Here is a 15,023-nt window from a genome sequence, read left to right on the forward strand (position 1 = left end):
GGGTGAGTGCCAAGGGGAAGCCGCAGGAGCGCGAACGGGAGGTGTGCGCGGTGCTCAGTGAACGCAGGCTGCAGGTGCTGCGCGCCATCGTCCAGGACTACGTGGGGACCGAGGAACCGGTCGGTTCCAAGGCGCTCACGGAGCGGCACAACCTCGGCGTCTCCCCGGCGACCGTCCGCAACGACATGGCGGCGCTGGAGGACGAGGGCTTCATCGCCCAGCCCCACACCAGCGCGGGCCGCATCCCCACCGACAAGGGGTACCGGCTCTTCGTCGACAAGCTCGCCGGGGTCAAGCCGATGACCCCGCCCGAGCGGCGCGCCATCCAGAACTTCCTGGACGGCGCGGTCGACCTCGACGACGTGGTGGCGCGGACCGTGCGGCTGCTCGCGCAGCTCACCCGGCAGGTCGCCGTCGTGCAGTATCCGTCGCTCACGCGGTCGACGGTGCGGCACGTGGAGCTGCTGTCGCTGGCGCCCGCCCGGCTGATGCTCGTGCTGATCACGGACACGGGACGGGTGGAGCAGCGGCTGGTGGACTGCCCGGCGCCGTTCGGAGAAACGTCACTCGCGGACCTGCGGGCACGGCTCAACAGCAAGGTCGCGGGCCGCCGCTTCACCGACGTGCCGAGACTGGTCGAGGACCTGCCCGAGGCGTTCGACCTGGAGGACCGGGGCACGGTCGCCACGGTGCTCTCCACCCTCCTCGAAGCACTCGTCGAGGAGAGCGAGGAGCGGCTGATGATCGGCGGAACCGCCAATCTCACCCGCTTCGGGCATGACTTCCCCCTCACCATCCGGCCCGTTCTGGAAGCCTTGGAGGAGCAGGTCGTCCTCCTCAAGTTGCTTGGTGAGGCGGGGGATTCGGGCATGACCGTACGCATCGGTCATGAGAACGCGTATGAGGGACTCAACTCCACGTCCGTCGTCTCCGTCGGCTACGGTTCGGGCGGTGAGGCAGTAGCGAAGCTGGGCGTGGTCGGACCTACGCGCATGGACTATCCGGGAACGATGGGAGCGGTACGAGCGGTGGCACGGTACGTCGGACAGATCCTGGCGGAGTCCTGAGTGGCCACGGACTACTACGCCGTGCTCGGCGTGCGCCGCGACGCGTCCCAGGACGAGATCAAGAAGGCGTTCCGGAGGCTCGCACGCGAGCTGCATCCGGACGTCAACCCCGATCCGAAGACCCAGGAGCGGTTCAAGGAGATCAACGCCGCCTACGAGGTGTTGTCGGACCCGCAGAAGAAGCAGGTCTACGACCTCGGCGGCGACCCCCTGTCCCAGGCGGGCGGCCAGGGCGCGGGCGGCTTCGGCGCCGGCGGCTTCGGGAACTTCTCGGACATCATGGACGCCTTCTTCGGCACGGCGTCGCAGCGGGGTCCCCGCTCGCGTACGCGCCGGGGGCAGGACGCGATGATCCGGCTGGAGATCGACCTCGACGAGGCGGCCTTCGGCACCACGAAGGACATCCAGGTCGACACCGCCATCGTCTGCACGACGTGCAGCGGCGAGGGCGCGGCCCCGGGCACCACCGCGCAGACCTGTGACATGTGCCGCGGCCGCGGTGAGGTCTCGCAGGTCACGCGGTCCTTCCTCGGTCAGGTCATGACCTCCCGGCCCTGCCCGCAGTGCCAGGGGTTCGGCACGATCGTCCCCAACCCGTGCCCCGAGTGCGCGGGCGACGGGCGGGTGCGGTCGCGGCGGACGCTCACGGTCAAGATCCCGGCCGGTGTCGACAACGGCACGCGGATCCAGCTCGCCGGTGAGGGCGAGGTCGGGCCCGGTGGCGGTCCCGCCGGTGACCTGTACGTCGAGATCCACGAGCTGCCGCACTCGACGTTCCAGCGGCGCGGTGACGATCTGCACTGCACGGTCACCATCCCGATGACGGCGGCCTCCCTCGGCACCAAGGTGCCGCTGGAGACGCTGGACGGGCTGGAGGAGGTCGACATCCGGCCCGGGACGCAGTCCGGGCAGTCGATCCCGCTGCACGGCCGCGGTGTCACGCATCTGCGGGGCGGCGGCCGGGGCGATCTGATCGTCCACGTCGAGGTGCAGACGCCGACGAAGCTGGATCCCGAGCAGGAGGCCCTGCTGCGGCAGCTCGCCGCGCTGCGCGGGGAGGAGCGGCCCACGGGGCAGTTCCAGCCCGGGCAGCAGGGGCTGTTCTCCCGGCTGAAGGACGCGTTCAACGGGCGCTGAGTGGGTTCGTTGCCGGGCGCGGGCCCGGTGGGGCTTCTCGCGCAGTTCCCCGCGCCCCTAAAAGCAACGGCCCCTGCGGGCCCTGAAAAGCACGGGGCGCAGCCCCTGCTTTTCAGGGGCGCGGGGAACTGCGCGAGCAACCCCCACCCACCCGCACCCGACCACGCACCGTCCGTCCCCGATTCGGCTCCCCCCGGAGGGCATGGCACCATGCCGTCATGTCCTCCGCGCTGACCGATCTCGTCCCGCTGCCGATCGTGCAGGCCCCCATGGCGGGCGGTGTGTCCGTGCCGCGGCTGGCCGCCGCCGTGTCCGAGGCGGGCGGGCTGGGCTTCCTCGCCGCCGGGTACAAGACGGCCGACGGGATGTACCAGGAGATCAAGGCCCTCCGGGCCCTCACCTCCCGTCCCTTCGGCGTGAACCTGTTCATGCCGCAGCCGGAGTATTCCGAGCCCGCCGCCGTCGACGTCTACGCGGAGCAGCTGGCCGGCGAGGCCACCTGGTACGACGCCGAGCTGGGCGACCCGGACAGCGGACGCGACGACGGCTACGAGGCTAAGCTGGCCGTGCTGCTCGACAACCCCGTCCCGGTGGTGTCGTTCCACTTCGGCTGTCCGACCCCCGAGGTCGTGGAGTCCCTCGCCCGCAAGGGCACGCTCACCCTGGTCACCGCGACCTCGGCGGAGGAGGCCCAGGCCGTGGAGCGGTCCGGGGCCCACGCCGTGATCGTGCAGGGCGTCGAGGCGGGCGGCCACCAGGGCACCCACCGGGACGACCCCGAGCGGGACTGCGCCGGCATCGGCCTGCTCTCGCTGGTCGCCCAGGTCCGCGAGGCCGTGGCCCTGCCGATGGTCGCGGCCGGCGGCATCATGCGCGGCGGCCAGATCGCCGCCCTCCTCACGGCGGGCGTGAGCGCGGCCCAGCTCGGCACCGCCTTCGTCGCCACCGACGAGTCCGGCGCGCACGCCGTGCACAAGCAGGCCCTGACCGACCCCCTCTTCGTCCGCACCGAGCTGACCCGTGCCTTCTCCGGCCGCCCGGCCCGCGGCCTGGTCAACCGCTTCCTGCGCGAGCACGGCCCGTACGCGCCGGTCGCCTACCCCGAGGTCCACCACCTCACCTCGCCGCTGCGCAAGGCCGCCGCCCAGGCCGGCGACGCGCAGGGCATGGCGCTGTGGGCCGGGCAGGGGCACCGCATGGCCCGGAAGCTGCCTGCCGGGGAGCTGGTCGGGGTGCTGGCCGCCGAGATCGCCGCCGCGCGGGCCGAGCAGGCCGCCGCACGGGTCGGCGGGACGGGCGGGGGCCGCACCGGGAGCGAGGACCGATGACCGCGCCGGTGTTCGTGGTGGACCGGTTCGACGGCCGGGGACCGGAGATCGTGCTCGACGGCCCCGAAGGCCGGCACGCCGTCTCGGTGAAGCGGCTGCAGCCCGGTGAGGACGTCGTCCTCACCGACGGCCGGGGCCGGTGGGTGGAAGGCGTGGTGAAGGCCGCCGAGGGCAAGGACCGGCTGGTCGTCATGGACGTGGGGTGCCTCTACGAGGAGCCCCCGGCCGAGCCCCGGCTCACCGTCGTCCAGGCGCTGCCCAAGGGCGACCGGGGCGAACTGGCCGTCGAGACCATGACCGAGGTCGGCATCGACGCGATCGTGCCCTGGGCCGCCGCCCGCTGCATCACCCAGTGGCGGGGCGAGCGGGGGCTGAAGGCGCTCGCCAAGTGGCGTGCCACCGCGCGGGAGGCGGGCAAGCAGTCCCGCCGGACGCGGTTCCCCGAGGTCGCGGACGCGGCCACGAGCAAGCAGGTCGCGGCACTGCTGGTGAAGGCCGACTTCGCCGCCGTCCTGCACGAGAGCGGCGACGAGACCCTGGCGACGGCCGAGCTGCCGGCGGCCGGGGAGATCGTGCTCGTCGTGGGGCCCGAGGGGGGTGTCTCACCGGAGGAGCTGGCGCTCTTCGGCGAGGCGGGCGCGGGGGCGTACCGACTCGGGCCCAGTGTGCTGCGCACGTCGACCGCCGGAACGGCGGCCGGGGCGCTGCTGCTGGGCAGAACCGGACGCTGGTCCTGACCGCCCCGGTCCCGGCCGCCGTCCCCCGACCCCAGGGAGCATCGTGGAACTCGCACAGGTCAGACTGCTCGTCTCCGACTTCGCCGCGTGCTATCGCTTCTATGCCGACGTCCTCGGGCTGAAGCCGCAGTCCGGTGCGGCCGAGGGTCCGTACGAGAAGTTCAGCCCGGCGGTCGGGTCCGCGGGCATCGCCCTGCAGGACCGGGCGATGATGGCGGAGGTCCTCGGCGAACTGGCCGGCACGGCCAACGGGCACCGGTCGCTGGTCGTGCTGCGGGTCGACGACCTCGACGCGTACTGCGAGCAGATCACCGAGCGCGGCGCACAGCTGCTGCACGGGCCCGCACCCATGACCGACCGGATGCGCGTGGCCCATCTCAAGGACCCCGAGGGGAACTTGGTGGAGCTGCAGGAATGGCTGCTGATGCGCGGCTGAGGCCGCGTGCGCCCGGCGCACCCCCGGTTCACCCTTCCCGGCGGCATGGCCGCACGCGGTCTTCCGCGGCGCGGCGGGCGGTGGCAGGCTGCCGTGCATGCGGGTATGGAGGCGTGTCAGGGCGCACCGGACCGGCGGGCGCCGGCTCCTGCTGGGAGCCGGGCTCGGACTCGGCGCCGTCATGAGTCTGGTGGCCTGTGAGGGCGGCGGGCTGAACACCGGCGCGGTCGCGTTCACGACGGACCAGCTGGCCACCAAGGAACTGGAGCGGGAGGGCCTCGACGTCCGGTGGCTCACCTGCACGGCCTCGTACGACGGCGACGGCGCGCGGAAGTCGGGGTCGCCGTCCGCGTCCGCCGCCACCGTCGCGCAGGTCGACTGCACGGGCGAGGACAAGGAAGGCCGGGACATCAGCGTCACCGGGAAGGTGACGAGAGGGGTCAACGGCCGGTGCGTGCGCGGGGACCTGACCGCCAAGGCCGGCGGCAAGGAGTGGTTCCACGTCGAGGGGCTCGGCAACTGCGACGCCCCCGCCCCGAGCACCGGGCCGAGCGGTCGGGGCGGGCCGGGACCGACCGTGACGGTCACCGTCACCCAGACCATCTGGTGCCAGAAGGACCCCGCGTGCGTGCCCGAGGGCAAGTGAGGCCCGGCCCCGCGGCAACTCGGGCCCGGGGCGAGGGACATGATCCAAACCCCTCCCCATCGGACCGAACGCTGCTTAAAGTGACCGGGTGACTCAGCTCGCGTATTTCCGGTATCCGCACCTGCACGGCGACCTGGTCGCCTTCACCGCCGAGGACGACGTGTGGCTCGCGCCTCTGGACGGCGGCCGTGCCTGGCGGGTCAGCGCGGACAACGTGCCCGTGAACCATCCGCGGATCTCCCCGGACGGCACCACGCTCGCGTGGACCTCCACGCGGGACGGCGCGCCCGAGGTGCATGTGGCGCCCGTCGACGGCGGATCGTCCAGGCGCCTGACCTACTGGGGGAGTTGGCGCACCCAGGTGCGCGGCTGGACGCCCGACGGCCGGGTCCTCGCGCTCAGCACCCAGGGGCAGGCCAGCCTCCGGCGGAGCTGGGCCCGCGCCGTCCCGCTCGACGGCGGCCCGGCCACCACCCTGCCGTACGGTCCGGTCGGCGACGTCGCCCACGGCCCCGCCACCGTGCTGCTGTCCGCGCCGATGGGCCGCGAGGCCGCCTGGTGGAAGCGCTACCGGGGCGGCACGGCGGGCAAGCTGTGGATCGACCGCTCCGACGCCGGTGACGAGAACACCGGGGAATTCACCCGTCTGCACGCCGAGTTGGACGGCAACCTCGAATACCCGCTGTGGGTGGGGGACCGGATCGGGTTCCTCTCCGACCACGAGGGCGTCGGGGCGCTGTACTCCTCCCTCGCCGACGGCTCCGACCTGCGCCGGCACACACCCCTCGACGGCTTCTACGCCCGGCACGCGGCCACCGACGGCACCCGGGTCGTGTACACGGCGGCGGGTGAACTGTGGCTGCTGGACGACCTGGACGGCGCCGAACCGCGCCGACTCGACATCCGGCTCGGCGGACAGCGCGTCGACCTCCAGCCCGTCCCGGTGAACGCGGCCCGCTGGTTCGGCTCCGCCTCGCCCGACCACACCGCCCGGGGCAGCGCCGTTTCCGTCCGCGGCTCGATCCACTGGATCACCCACCGCTCCGGCCCCGCCCGCGCGCTCGCCGCCGAGCAGGGCGTACGGGCCCGGCTGCCGCGTACCTTCCGGGTGGAGGGCGAGGAGTGGGTGGTGTGGGTGACGGACGCGGAGGGTGACGACGCGCTGGAGTTCGCCCCGGCGACCGGTGCCGCCCCGGGCGCCACACCGCGCCGGCTCGCCGCGGGGCAGCTGGGCCGCGTCCTCGGGCTCTCGGTCGCGCCCGACGGCAGCCGGGTCGCCGTCGCCGCGCACGACGGCCGGGTGCTGCTCGTCGAACGGGAGACCGGGGAGGTGCGGGAGGTCGACCGCAGCGAGGACGGCGAGGTGTCCGGGCTGGTCTTCTCGCCCGACTCCGCCTGGCTCGCGTGGTCGCACCCCGGCCCGCGCCCGCTGCGGCAGCTCAAGCTCGCCAACACCGCCGACCTGTCCGTCACCGAGGCGACCCCGCTGCGCTTCCAGGACTTCTCGCCGGCGTTCACCCTCGACGGCAAGCACCTCGCCTTCCTCTCCGCCCGCGCCTTCGACCCCGTCTACGACGAACACGTCTTCGACCTGCACTTCGTCAGCGGGGCCCGGCCGCACCTCATCACGCTCGCCGCGACCACCCCCTCGCCCTTCGGGCCGCAGCGGCACGGCCGCCCGTTCGAGGCACCCGACAAGGACGAGACCCCCGACGGCGAGGGCGCCCCGGCGACCCGGATCGACCTGGACGGACTCGCCGACCGGATCGTCCCCTTCCCGGTGGAGGCCGGCCGCTACTCCACGCTCCGGACCGCCAAGGACGGCGTCCTGTGGCTGCACCACCCCGTCACCGGGGTCCTCGGCCACTCCCGGGCCACTCCCGACGACCCTGACCCGAAGACCTCGCTGGTCCGCTACGACCTCGCCCAGCGACGCCTCGAACACCTCGCCTCCGACGCCGACCACTTCGCCGTCGGCGGCGACGGCAAACGGGTCCTGCTGTGGACCGACGGCAAGCTCAAGGTCGTCCCCAGCGACCGGCGCGCCTCGAACGACGACGAGAGCGACAGCAACATCACCGTCGACCTCTCGCGCGTACGGCTGACCGTCGACCCGGCCGCCGAGTGGCGCCAGATGTTCGACGAGACCGGCCGTCTGATGCGGGACAACTTCTGGCGCCCGGACCTCGGCGGGGTGGACTGGGACGGCGTCCTGGACCGCTACCGCCCGGTCCTGGAGCGGGTGGCCACCCACGACGACCTCGTGGACCTGCTGTGGGAGGTCCAGGGTGAGCTGGGGACCTCGCACGCGTACGTCACCCCGCGCGGCCGGGGCGGCTCCGGCGACCGGCGGCAGGGGCTGCTCGGCGCGGACGTCTCCCGGCACGAGGACGGCGGCTGGCGCATCGACCGGGTGCTGCCGTCGGAGACCTCCGACCCCGACGCGCACTCCCCGCTCGCCGCGCCCGGCGTGGCCGTGCGGGCCGGGGACACGATCGTCGCCGTGGGCGGCCGTCCGGTCGACCCGGTGGCCGGGCCCGGACCGCTGCTCGTCGGCACGGCGGGCAAGGCGGTCGAGCTGACCGTCCTGCCGGCCGGCGGCGGGGACCTGCGGCATCCGGTGGTGGTGCCCATCTCCGACGAGGAGCCGTTGCGGTACCACGCGTGGGTGGCCGACCGGCGGGCCTACGTCCACGAGCGGTCCGGCGGCCGGCTCGGGTATCTGCACGTGCCCGACATGGTCGGCTCCGGCTGGGCGCAGCTCCACCGCGACCTGCGGGTCGAGGTCGCCCGGGAGGGGCTCGTCGTGGACGTCCGGGAGAACCGGGGCGGGCACACCTCGCAGCTCGTCGTGGAGAAACTGGCGCGGCGGATCGTCGGCTGGGACCTGCCGCGCGGGATGCGCGCGACCAGCTACCCCGACGACGCGCCCCGGGGGCCCGTCGTCGCCGTCGCCAACGAGTTCTCCGGGTCCGACGGGGACATCGTCAACGCGGCGGTCAAGGCGCTCGGGATCGGGCCGGTGGTGGGGACGCGGACGTGGGGCGGTGTCGTCGGGATCGACAGCCGCTACCGGCTGGTGGACGGGACGCTCGTGACACAGCCGAAGTACGCGTTCTGGCTGGAGGGGTACGGGTGGGGCGTGGAGAACCACGGGGTCGATCCGGACGTGGAGGTCGTGCAGGCGCCGCAGGACCACGCGGCGGGGCGTGACCCGCAGTTGGACGAGGCGATCCGGATCGCGCTGGAGGGCCTGGAGACGACCCCGGCGAAGACGGCACCCCTGCTGCCGGAGGCGTAGCGGGGGTGGGGGTGCGTGGTCGGGTGCGGGTGAGTGGGGCCGGGTCTTTCAGGGGCGCGGGGAACTGCGCGAGAAGCCCCACCGGGCCGCACCCGACCACGCACCCCCGCACCAACACCCGCGCCCCCGTCGCCCCCTGGCGCTACCATGCCCCCGGTAAGGGATCACCGCTGGCTGGGAGGCACGCATGGCTGGGGAGCCGCAGGACGACTGTCTGTTCTGCAAGATCGCGGCGGGGCAGGTCCCGGCGACGATCGTGCGGGAGACGGACACGACCGTCGCGTTCAGGGACATCAACCCCCAGGCACCGACGCACGTCCTGGTCATCCCGAAGGCGCACTACGAGGACGCCGCGACCCTCGCCGCCGCCGCCCCGGACCTCGCCGCCGACGTGCTGCGCGAGACGCGGGCCGTCGCCGACGAGGACAAGCTGGAGAGCTACCGCATCGTCTTCAACACCGGCACGGGCGCCGGGCAGACCGTGTTCCACGCGCACGCCCACGTCGTCGGCGGCCGCGGTCTGCAGTGGCCCCCCGGGTAGCGCGCCGTGTCCGTACGTGAACTGGTGGTCCTCGGCACCGCCAGCCAGGTCCCGACCCGGCACCGCAACCACAACGGCTATCTGCTGCGCTGGGACGCGCAGGGGCTGCTGTTCGACCCGGGCGAGGGCACCCAGCGGCAGATGCTGCGCGCCGGGGTCGCCGCACACGACCTGAACCGGATATGCGTCACCCACTTCCACGGGGACCACTCGCTGGGGCTGGCCGGTGTCATCCAGCGGATCAACCTCGACCGGGTCCCGCACGAGGTCACCGCGCACTACCCGCGCTCCGGGCAGCGGTTCTTCGACCGTCTGCGGTACGCCACCGCGTACCGGGAGACCGTCCAGCTGGTCCAGGCGCCGGTCGACGGGGACGGCGGGACGCTGGCCGCCGACTCCTCGTACACCCTCGACGCGCGCAGGCTCTCGCACCCCGTCGAGTCCTACGGCTACCGGCTCGTCGAGCCCGACGGGCGCCGGATGCTGCCCGAGCGGCTCGCCGAGCGCGGGATCGCGGGGCCCGACATCGGACGGATCCAGCGGGAGGGCGCGGTCGGCGACGTCACCCTGGACGACGTGAGCGAGCCGCGGCGCGGACAGCGGTTCGCGTTCGTCATGGACACCCGGCTGTGCGACGGGGTCTACGCCCTCGCCGACGCGGCCGACATGCTCGTCATCGAGTCCACGTTCCTCGACGAGGACGTGCAACTCGCCGTGGACCACGGGCATCTGACGGCCGGACAGGCCGCCTCGGTCGCCCGCGACTGCGGCGTACGGCACCTCGTGCTCACCCACTTCAGCCAGCGGTACACCGAGCCCGCCGAGTTCGAACGGCAGGCACGCGCCGCCGGGTTCGAGGGGGAGCTGACCGTGGCCCACGACCTCATGCGGGTGGCGCTTCCGAAACGGCGGTAGAGCGGCCGTACGATGCTTTGATGCCCCTCCCCAAAGCTGAACTGCACCTGCACATCGAAGGCACCCTGGAGCCGGAGCTGGCGTTCGCGCTGGCCGCCCGGAACGGGGTGGCGCTGCCGTACGCGGACACGGACGCGCTCCGCAAGGCGTACGAGTTCGAGGACCTGCAGTCGTTCCTGAACCTGTACTACGAGCTGATGGCCGTCCTGCGCACCGAGCGGGACTTCGCCGACCTCGCCGACGCCTATCTGGCCCGGGCCGCCGCCCAGGGCGTACGGCACGCGGAGATCTTCTTCGATCCGCAGGCCCACCTCGCGCGCGGTGTCGGGATGGGGACGGTCGTCGAGGGACTGTGGGGGGCGCTGGGGCGCAGCGAGGAGACCCACGGCGTCTCGACGCGGCTGATCATGTGCTTTCTGCGGGACGAGTCCGCCGAGTCGGCCCTCGCCACCCTGGAGGCCGCGAAACCGTATCTCGACCGGATCACCGGGATCGGACTGGACTCCGCCGAGGTCGGGCATCCACCGGTGAAGTTCCGCGAGGTGTACGAGGCGGCCGCCGCGCTGGGCCTGCGGCGGGTCGCGCACGCGGGGGAGGAGGGGCCGCCGGAGTACATCACCGAGGCCCTCGACGTCCTCGGTGTCGAACGGGTCGACCACGGGCTGCGGTGCGTGGAGGACCCGGCCCTCGTCGAGCGGCTGGTGCGGGACCGCATCCCGCTGACGCTGTGCCCGCTGTCGAACGTCCGGCTGCGGACCGTCGACACCCTCGCCGACCACCCCCTGCCCGCCATGCTCGACGCGGGCCTGCTGTGCACGGTCAACTCCGACGACCCGGCCTACTTCGGCGGGTACGCCGGTGACAACTTCGACGCTGTGCGGCGCACGCTCGGCCTGAGCGAGGAGCGGCTGCGCGAACTGGCCCGCAACTCCTTCACCGCGTCCTTCCTTGAGGACGACGAGGAGCGGCGGGCCCGGTATCTGGCCGAGGTGGACGCCTACGAGTTCGGCTGAGACGGGGGCCGTGCCCCGCGGACGAACCGTCCGGGTGCCCGGCGGCGGCCCTCAGGCCGAGCGGCGGAAGCCGATCGTGGGGACCGCCCGGCGCAGCGGCCAGGGGCTGACGTGGTCCGTCGGCAGCAGGTCCGCGAGGAAGGCGTACCGGCGCAGCGCCTCGGGGTCCTGGTCGTCCAGCGACCGCACCCGGCGCCACCACGCGGCCAGCTCGGACCAGCCGGGAGCGGACAGCGATCCGCCGAACTCCTGCACCGACAGCGCGGCGGTGAGGCCCGCGAAGGCCAGCCGGTCCGCGAGGGGCCAGTCCGCCAGCGTGCCGGCGACGAAACCGGCGACGAACACGTCACCCGCGCCGGTGGGGTCCAGGGCCTCCACGGCGATGGCCGGGACCTCCGCCGTCTCACCGGTCCGGCCGTCCACGGCGTACGCGCCCTCCGCGCCGAGGGTCACCACGGCCACCGGGACGTGGTCGGTCAGGGCGCGGGCGGCGGCCCGGGGGCACTCGGCGCCGGTGTACCGCATCGCCTCGGCCGCGTTGGGCAGGAACGCCTCGCAGTGGGCGAGGTCGGGCAGGCCCGCCAGGTCCCAGGCGCCGGTCTCGTCCCAGCCGACGTCCGCGAAGATCCGGGTGCCCGCGCTCGCGGCCCGCGCGATCCAGGGGGCGCGTACGCCGGGCGTGAGGGAGGCGACGGCGGCGCGGGCGTGGGGCGGGTACTCGGGCTCGGACTGCTCCGTGGGTGCCGCGTGGCCGTGGGAGACCATCGTGCGTTCGCCCTCGTAGGCCATGGAGACCGTGACCGGGGAGTGCCAGCCGGCGACCGTGCGGGAGGCGGAGAGGTCGATGCCCTCGCCCTGCTCCAGGGCGTCCCAGCAGTACTCGCCGTAGTGGTCGTCGCCGAAGGCCGCCGCGAGGGAGGTCCTCAGGCCCAGCCGGGCCAGGGCCGTGGCCATGTTGGCCACACCGCCGGGGCTCGACCCCATGCCGCGCGCCCAGGACTCCGTCCCGCGCACCGGGGCGGAGTCGAGGCCGGTGAAGATGATGTCGAGGAAGACGGTGCCCGTCAGGTAGACGTCCCAGGGCGGGTCGTCCGGTGCGCGCAGGGCCCTCAGCGGGTCTACCTGGGGCCGGTGCGGTCGCTCTCCCTTGAACACGGTCACGATGTGCTCCCTGACGTGGTGCGGATCCAGCCAGTCTGCACCACGGCGCTCCGCTCGGGGGTGCGGTCGGGGTGGTGGGTGCTCGGGTGTGTTGTCGGGTGCGGGTGCGTGCGGGCTGGTCGCGCAGTTCCCCGCGCCCCTGAAAGCATCAGGCCCCTGCGGGCCTGAAGGCCCAGGCCCCGCGGGCCTGAAAGCGACGGCCTGCGGGCCTGAAAAACATGGGGCGCAGCCCTTGCTCTTCAGGGGCGCGGGGAACTGCGCGAGCAGCCCCACCGGGCCGCACCCGACAAACGCACCCGGCGGCCTACCAGCGAGGCATCCGCGGCGTCACCCAGCCGGGGTCGGCCGCGCGCATCGCCGCCGCGTCGTCCCGCTCCCGCAGGGAACCGTCGTCCGACAGCCACCGCTGGTGCAGGAACTCCAGCTTGTCCCGGTCGAGTTCGACCCCGAGGCCCGGCGCGTCCGACACCCGGACCGCCCCGTCCTCGAACGTGAGCCGCGAGGTGAGGACGTCCTCCGACTGCCACGGATAGTGGGAGTCGCAGGCGTGGTGCAGATTCGGCACGGTCGAGGCCACCTGGGTCATCGCCGCCAGACTGATCCCCAGGTGGGTGTTGGAGTGCATGGAGACCCCGACACCGAACGTCCGGCAGATCGCGGCCAGTTCACGCGTGTTGCGCAGACCGCCCCAGTAGTGGTGGTCGGAGAGGACGACCTGCACGGCCCCCTTCGTGAACGCCTCCTCGATCTCCGCGAAGGTCGTCACGCACATGTTGGTGGCGAGCGGCACGGACGTCCCCGCCGCCACCTCGGCCATCGCGGGCGTCCCGAGCGCCGGGTCCTCCAGGTACTCCAGCACGTCCGCCAGCGCGTCGGCGACCCGCAGGGAGGTGGCGACGGTCCACGCCCCGTTGGGGTCCAGCCGCAGCGGGTGACCGGGGAACGCCTCGGCCAGCGCGCGGACCGCCGCGATCTCCTCATCCGGCGGGAAGACACCGCCCTTGAGCTTGAACGACGTGAACCCGTACCGGTCCTTGAACCTCCGGGCCTGCGCGACGACCCCGGCCGGGTCGACCGCCGCTCCCCAGTCGTCCTTCCGGCAGGCGACCCCCGCGGGATGCTCCGCCCACTTGTAGAAGAGGTACGCGCTGTACTCGACGGTGTCCCGGAGCTTCCCGCCGAGCAGGGCGTGCACGGGCAGCCCCAGCGCCTTGCCGAGCGCGTCGAGGCAGGCGACCTCGAACGCGGAGACGACCGACAGCCGCAGCTTGTCGGCGGTCTGCACACCGCGCAGCCCGCCCACGTCGACCTGCCGCGAGACCCGTGCCCCGTCGACCGCCACCTCGTCGGCGAGGACGGGCAGCGCGTTCAGGTCGCCGACCCGGCGGCCCACCAGCTTCCGCGCGAACGGCCGGGCCAGCTCCAGGTACTTGGTGTCGCCGTACGTCTCGCCGACCCCCGTGGTCCCGTCGGCGGTGACGACCTCCACGACGAGCCGGGGGGTGTACGGCTGGTGCACGCCCTGCGTGTTCAGCAGCGGCGGGTCGGCGACCAGGATCGGGGTCAGCCGGACGTCGGTGACGGTCAGGTCGCGGGTCACAGGGCGGCTCCGGCGGTCGGTGCGGCGGACACGGTGCGGGTGGGGCCGGAGGCGGGCGGGCCGCCGACCAGGCCGAGGCCGTCGGTGAGTAGCTTCTCCAGGTCCGCGAGGTCGCCCGGCGAGGGATCGGTGAGCGGGGCGCGTACGGGGCCGACGGGGCGGCCGCGCAGCCGGGCCGCCGCCTTGACCAGCGAGACCGCGTATCCGGGGCAGCGGTCGCGCAGCTCGACGAAGGGCACGTAGAAGCCGCGCAGCAGCCGGTCCACCGTCGCGTCGTCGCCGCGGCGCAGCGCGTCGAAGAAGGCGCCGGCGATCTCGGGCGCGAAGGCGTGCACGGCGGAGGAGTAGGCGGGGACGCCGACGGCGGCGTACGCGCGGGCCTGGATCTCGGCGGTGGCGGCGCCGTTGAAGAAGAGGAAGCCCTCGGGTGCGGCGAGCGTGAGGCGCTGCAGCCGGTCGAGGTCGCTGTGACCGTCCTTGAGGCCGACGACGTGCGGGATCCGGGCGATCCGCCGCAGCGACGCGGCGGTGAGGGCGACCTGGCCGCGCTGGTAGGCGACGAGCGGCAGCCGGGTGCGGGCGGCGATCTCCTCCAGCTGCCGGACCAGGCCCTCCTGCGGGGCGGCGACGAGGTAGTGCGGCAGCACGAGCAGGGCGTCGGCGCCCGCCTCCTCGGCGATCCGCGCGAACCGTACGGCCTGCGCCCAGCCGTAGCCGATGCCCGCGACGACGGGCACCCGGCCCGCGGTGACCTCCACGGCGGCGGTCACGACCTGCCGGTACTCGTCCTCGTCGAGCGAGAAGAACTCGCCGGTGCCGCAGGCGGGGAAGACGGCGCCGGGAGCGGTGGCGACCTGCGCGTCGAGGTGCGCGCGGAAGCCGTCGGGGTCGAGGGAGCCGTCGGCGCGGAAGCTGGTGAGCGGGAACGACAGGACGCCCTTCGCCATGCCCTCCCGCAGCCGCCGGACCGTGTCGGAGAAGGGGTTCGCGGCCGGGCCGGCCGCGGAGCCGGTCGCCGGGTCCGTGTCGATGGCCACACGCATCATCTTCCTATGGAGACGTCATTCATGTATGGAAATGGAGATTAGGTAAGTGAACCAGGAGCGTCAAGAGGCCCGCGGGCGCGGGCGGCGGCCCGCAT

Annotated in this window: 13 protein-coding genes; 10 read left to right on the top strand and 3 right to left on the bottom strand. The window is 73.5% G+C overall.

The features are described from left to right. Positions 1 to 50: 50 nt before the first annotated feature. The 10 genes from hrcA to SCAB_RS29460 all read left to right on the top strand — a co-directional run bounded on the left by hrcA (position 51) and on the right by SCAB_RS29460 (position 11,121). On the top strand, positions 51 to 1,067 hold the full coding sequence (gene hrcA, locus SCAB_RS29415; protein WP_037723896.1) for a heat-inducible transcriptional repressor HrcA: 1,017 nt from the start codon (positions 51 to 53) through the stop codon (positions 1,065 to 1,067). Continuing rightward, positions 1,068 to 2,204, top strand: a complete 1,137-nt coding sequence (gene dnaJ, locus SCAB_RS29420; protein ID WP_013003739.1) for a molecular chaperone DnaJ — start codon at positions 1,068 to 1,070, stop codon at positions 2,202 to 2,204. 218 nt (positions 2,205 to 2,422) lie between these two features. Then, positions 2,423 to 3,532 (top strand): nitronate monooxygenase, encoded by a 1,110-nt coding sequence (locus SCAB_RS29425; protein WP_013003740.1) that lies wholly within the window; start codon positions 2,423 to 2,425, stop codon positions 3,530 to 3,532. Beyond that, positions 3,529 to 4,269 carry a 16S rRNA (uracil(1498)-N(3))-methyltransferase gene (locus SCAB_RS29430; protein WP_013003741.1) on the top strand — a complete coding sequence of 247 codons (741 nt, stop codon included), beginning with the start codon at positions 3,529 to 3,531 and terminating at the stop codon, positions 4,267 to 4,269. The genes SCAB_RS29425 and SCAB_RS29430 overlap by 4 nt, the downstream gene beginning before the upstream one ends. A gap of 43 nt (positions 4,270 to 4,312) precedes the next feature. Beyond that, positions 4,313 to 4,705: a VOC family protein gene (locus SCAB_RS29435; protein WP_013003742.1), complete on the top strand. Its 393-nt coding sequence runs from the start codon at positions 4,313 to 4,315 to the stop codon at positions 4,703 to 4,705. A 181-nt stretch (positions 4,706 to 4,886) separates the two neighbouring features. Continuing rightward, positions 4,887 to 5,351, top strand: coding sequence for a hypothetical protein (locus SCAB_RS29440; RefSeq protein WP_037723897.1), 465 nt, complete (start codon positions 4,887 to 4,889; stop codon positions 5,349 to 5,351). Positions 5,352 to 5,439: 88 nt separating this feature from the next. Further along, on the top strand, positions 5,440 to 8,652 hold the full coding sequence (locus tag SCAB_RS29445) for a S41 family peptidase (RefSeq protein WP_013003744.1): 3,213 nt from the start codon (positions 5,440 to 5,442) through the stop codon (positions 8,650 to 8,652). 187 nt (positions 8,653 to 8,839) lie between these two features. Further along, complete coding sequence (locus SCAB_RS29450) at positions 8,840 to 9,193, top strand: HIT domain-containing protein (protein WP_013003745.1); 354 nt, start codon at positions 8,840 to 8,842, stop codon at positions 9,191 to 9,193. 6 nt (positions 9,194 to 9,199) lie between these two features. After that, on the top strand, positions 9,200 to 10,108 hold the full coding sequence (locus SCAB_RS29455) for a ribonuclease Z (protein WP_013003746.1): 909 nt from the start codon (positions 9,200 to 9,202) through the stop codon (positions 10,106 to 10,108). A gap of 20 nt (positions 10,109 to 10,128) precedes the next feature. Further along, positions 10,129 to 11,121, top strand: coding sequence for an adenosine deaminase (locus tag SCAB_RS29460; RefSeq protein WP_013003747.1), 993 nt, complete (start codon positions 10,129 to 10,131; stop codon positions 11,119 to 11,121). Positions 11,122 to 11,172: 51 nt separating this feature from the next. Here SCAB_RS29460 and SCAB_RS29465 read toward each other — a convergent pair whose 3' ends face one another. From SCAB_RS29465 to SCAB_RS29475, 3 genes are all read right to left on the bottom strand, one after another. Continuing rightward, positions 11,173 to 12,282, bottom strand: a complete 1,110-nt coding sequence (locus tag SCAB_RS29465) for a carbohydrate kinase family protein (protein WP_013003748.1) — start codon at positions 12,280 to 12,282, stop codon at positions 11,173 to 11,175. 304 nt (positions 12,283 to 12,586) lie between these two features. After that, on the bottom strand, positions 12,587 to 13,882 hold the full coding sequence (locus SCAB_RS29470) for a glucarate dehydratase family protein (protein WP_013003749.1): 1,296 nt from the start codon (positions 13,880 to 13,882) through the stop codon (positions 12,587 to 12,589). Next, positions 13,879 to 14,925 carry a 5-dehydro-4-deoxyglucarate dehydratase gene (locus SCAB_RS29475; protein WP_041671042.1) on the bottom strand — a complete coding sequence of 349 codons (1,047 nt, stop codon included), beginning with the start codon at positions 14,923 to 14,925 and terminating at the stop codon, positions 13,879 to 13,881. The genes SCAB_RS29470 and SCAB_RS29475 overlap by 4 nt, the downstream gene beginning before the upstream one ends. Positions 14,926 to 15,023: the final 98 nt, after the last annotated feature.

It is taken from the genome of Streptomyces scabiei 87.22, from assembly GCF_000091305.1.
Classification (GTDB): domain Bacteria; phylum Actinomycetota; class Actinomycetes; order Streptomycetales; family Streptomycetaceae; genus Streptomyces; species Streptomyces scabiei.

Bases quoted from the DNA above. Each gene is read 5' to 3' on its own strand.
- SCAB_RS29425 (WP_013003740.1), top strand. From the start codon at position 2,423: ATGTCCTCCGCGCTGACCGATCTCGTCCCGCTGCCGATCGTGCAGGCC.
- SCAB_RS29430 (WP_013003741.1), top strand. From the start codon at position 3,529: ATGACCGCGCCGGTGTTCGTGGTGGACCGGTTCGACGGCCGGGGACCG.
- SCAB_RS29440 (WP_037723897.1), top strand. From the start codon at position 4,887: ATGAGTCTGGTGGCCTGTGAGGGCGGCGGGCTGAACACCGGCGCGGTC.
- SCAB_RS29450 (WP_013003745.1), top strand. From the start codon at position 8,840: ATGGCTGGGGAGCCGCAGGACGACTGTCTGTTCTGCAAGATCGCGGCG.
- SCAB_RS29460 (WP_013003747.1), top strand. From the start codon at position 10,129: ATGCCCCTCCCCAAAGCTGAACTGCACCTGCACATCGAAGGCACCCTG.
- SCAB_RS29475 (WP_041671042.1), bottom strand. From the start codon at position 14,925: ATGCGTGTGGCCATCGACACGGACCCGGCGACCGGCTCCGCGGCCGGC.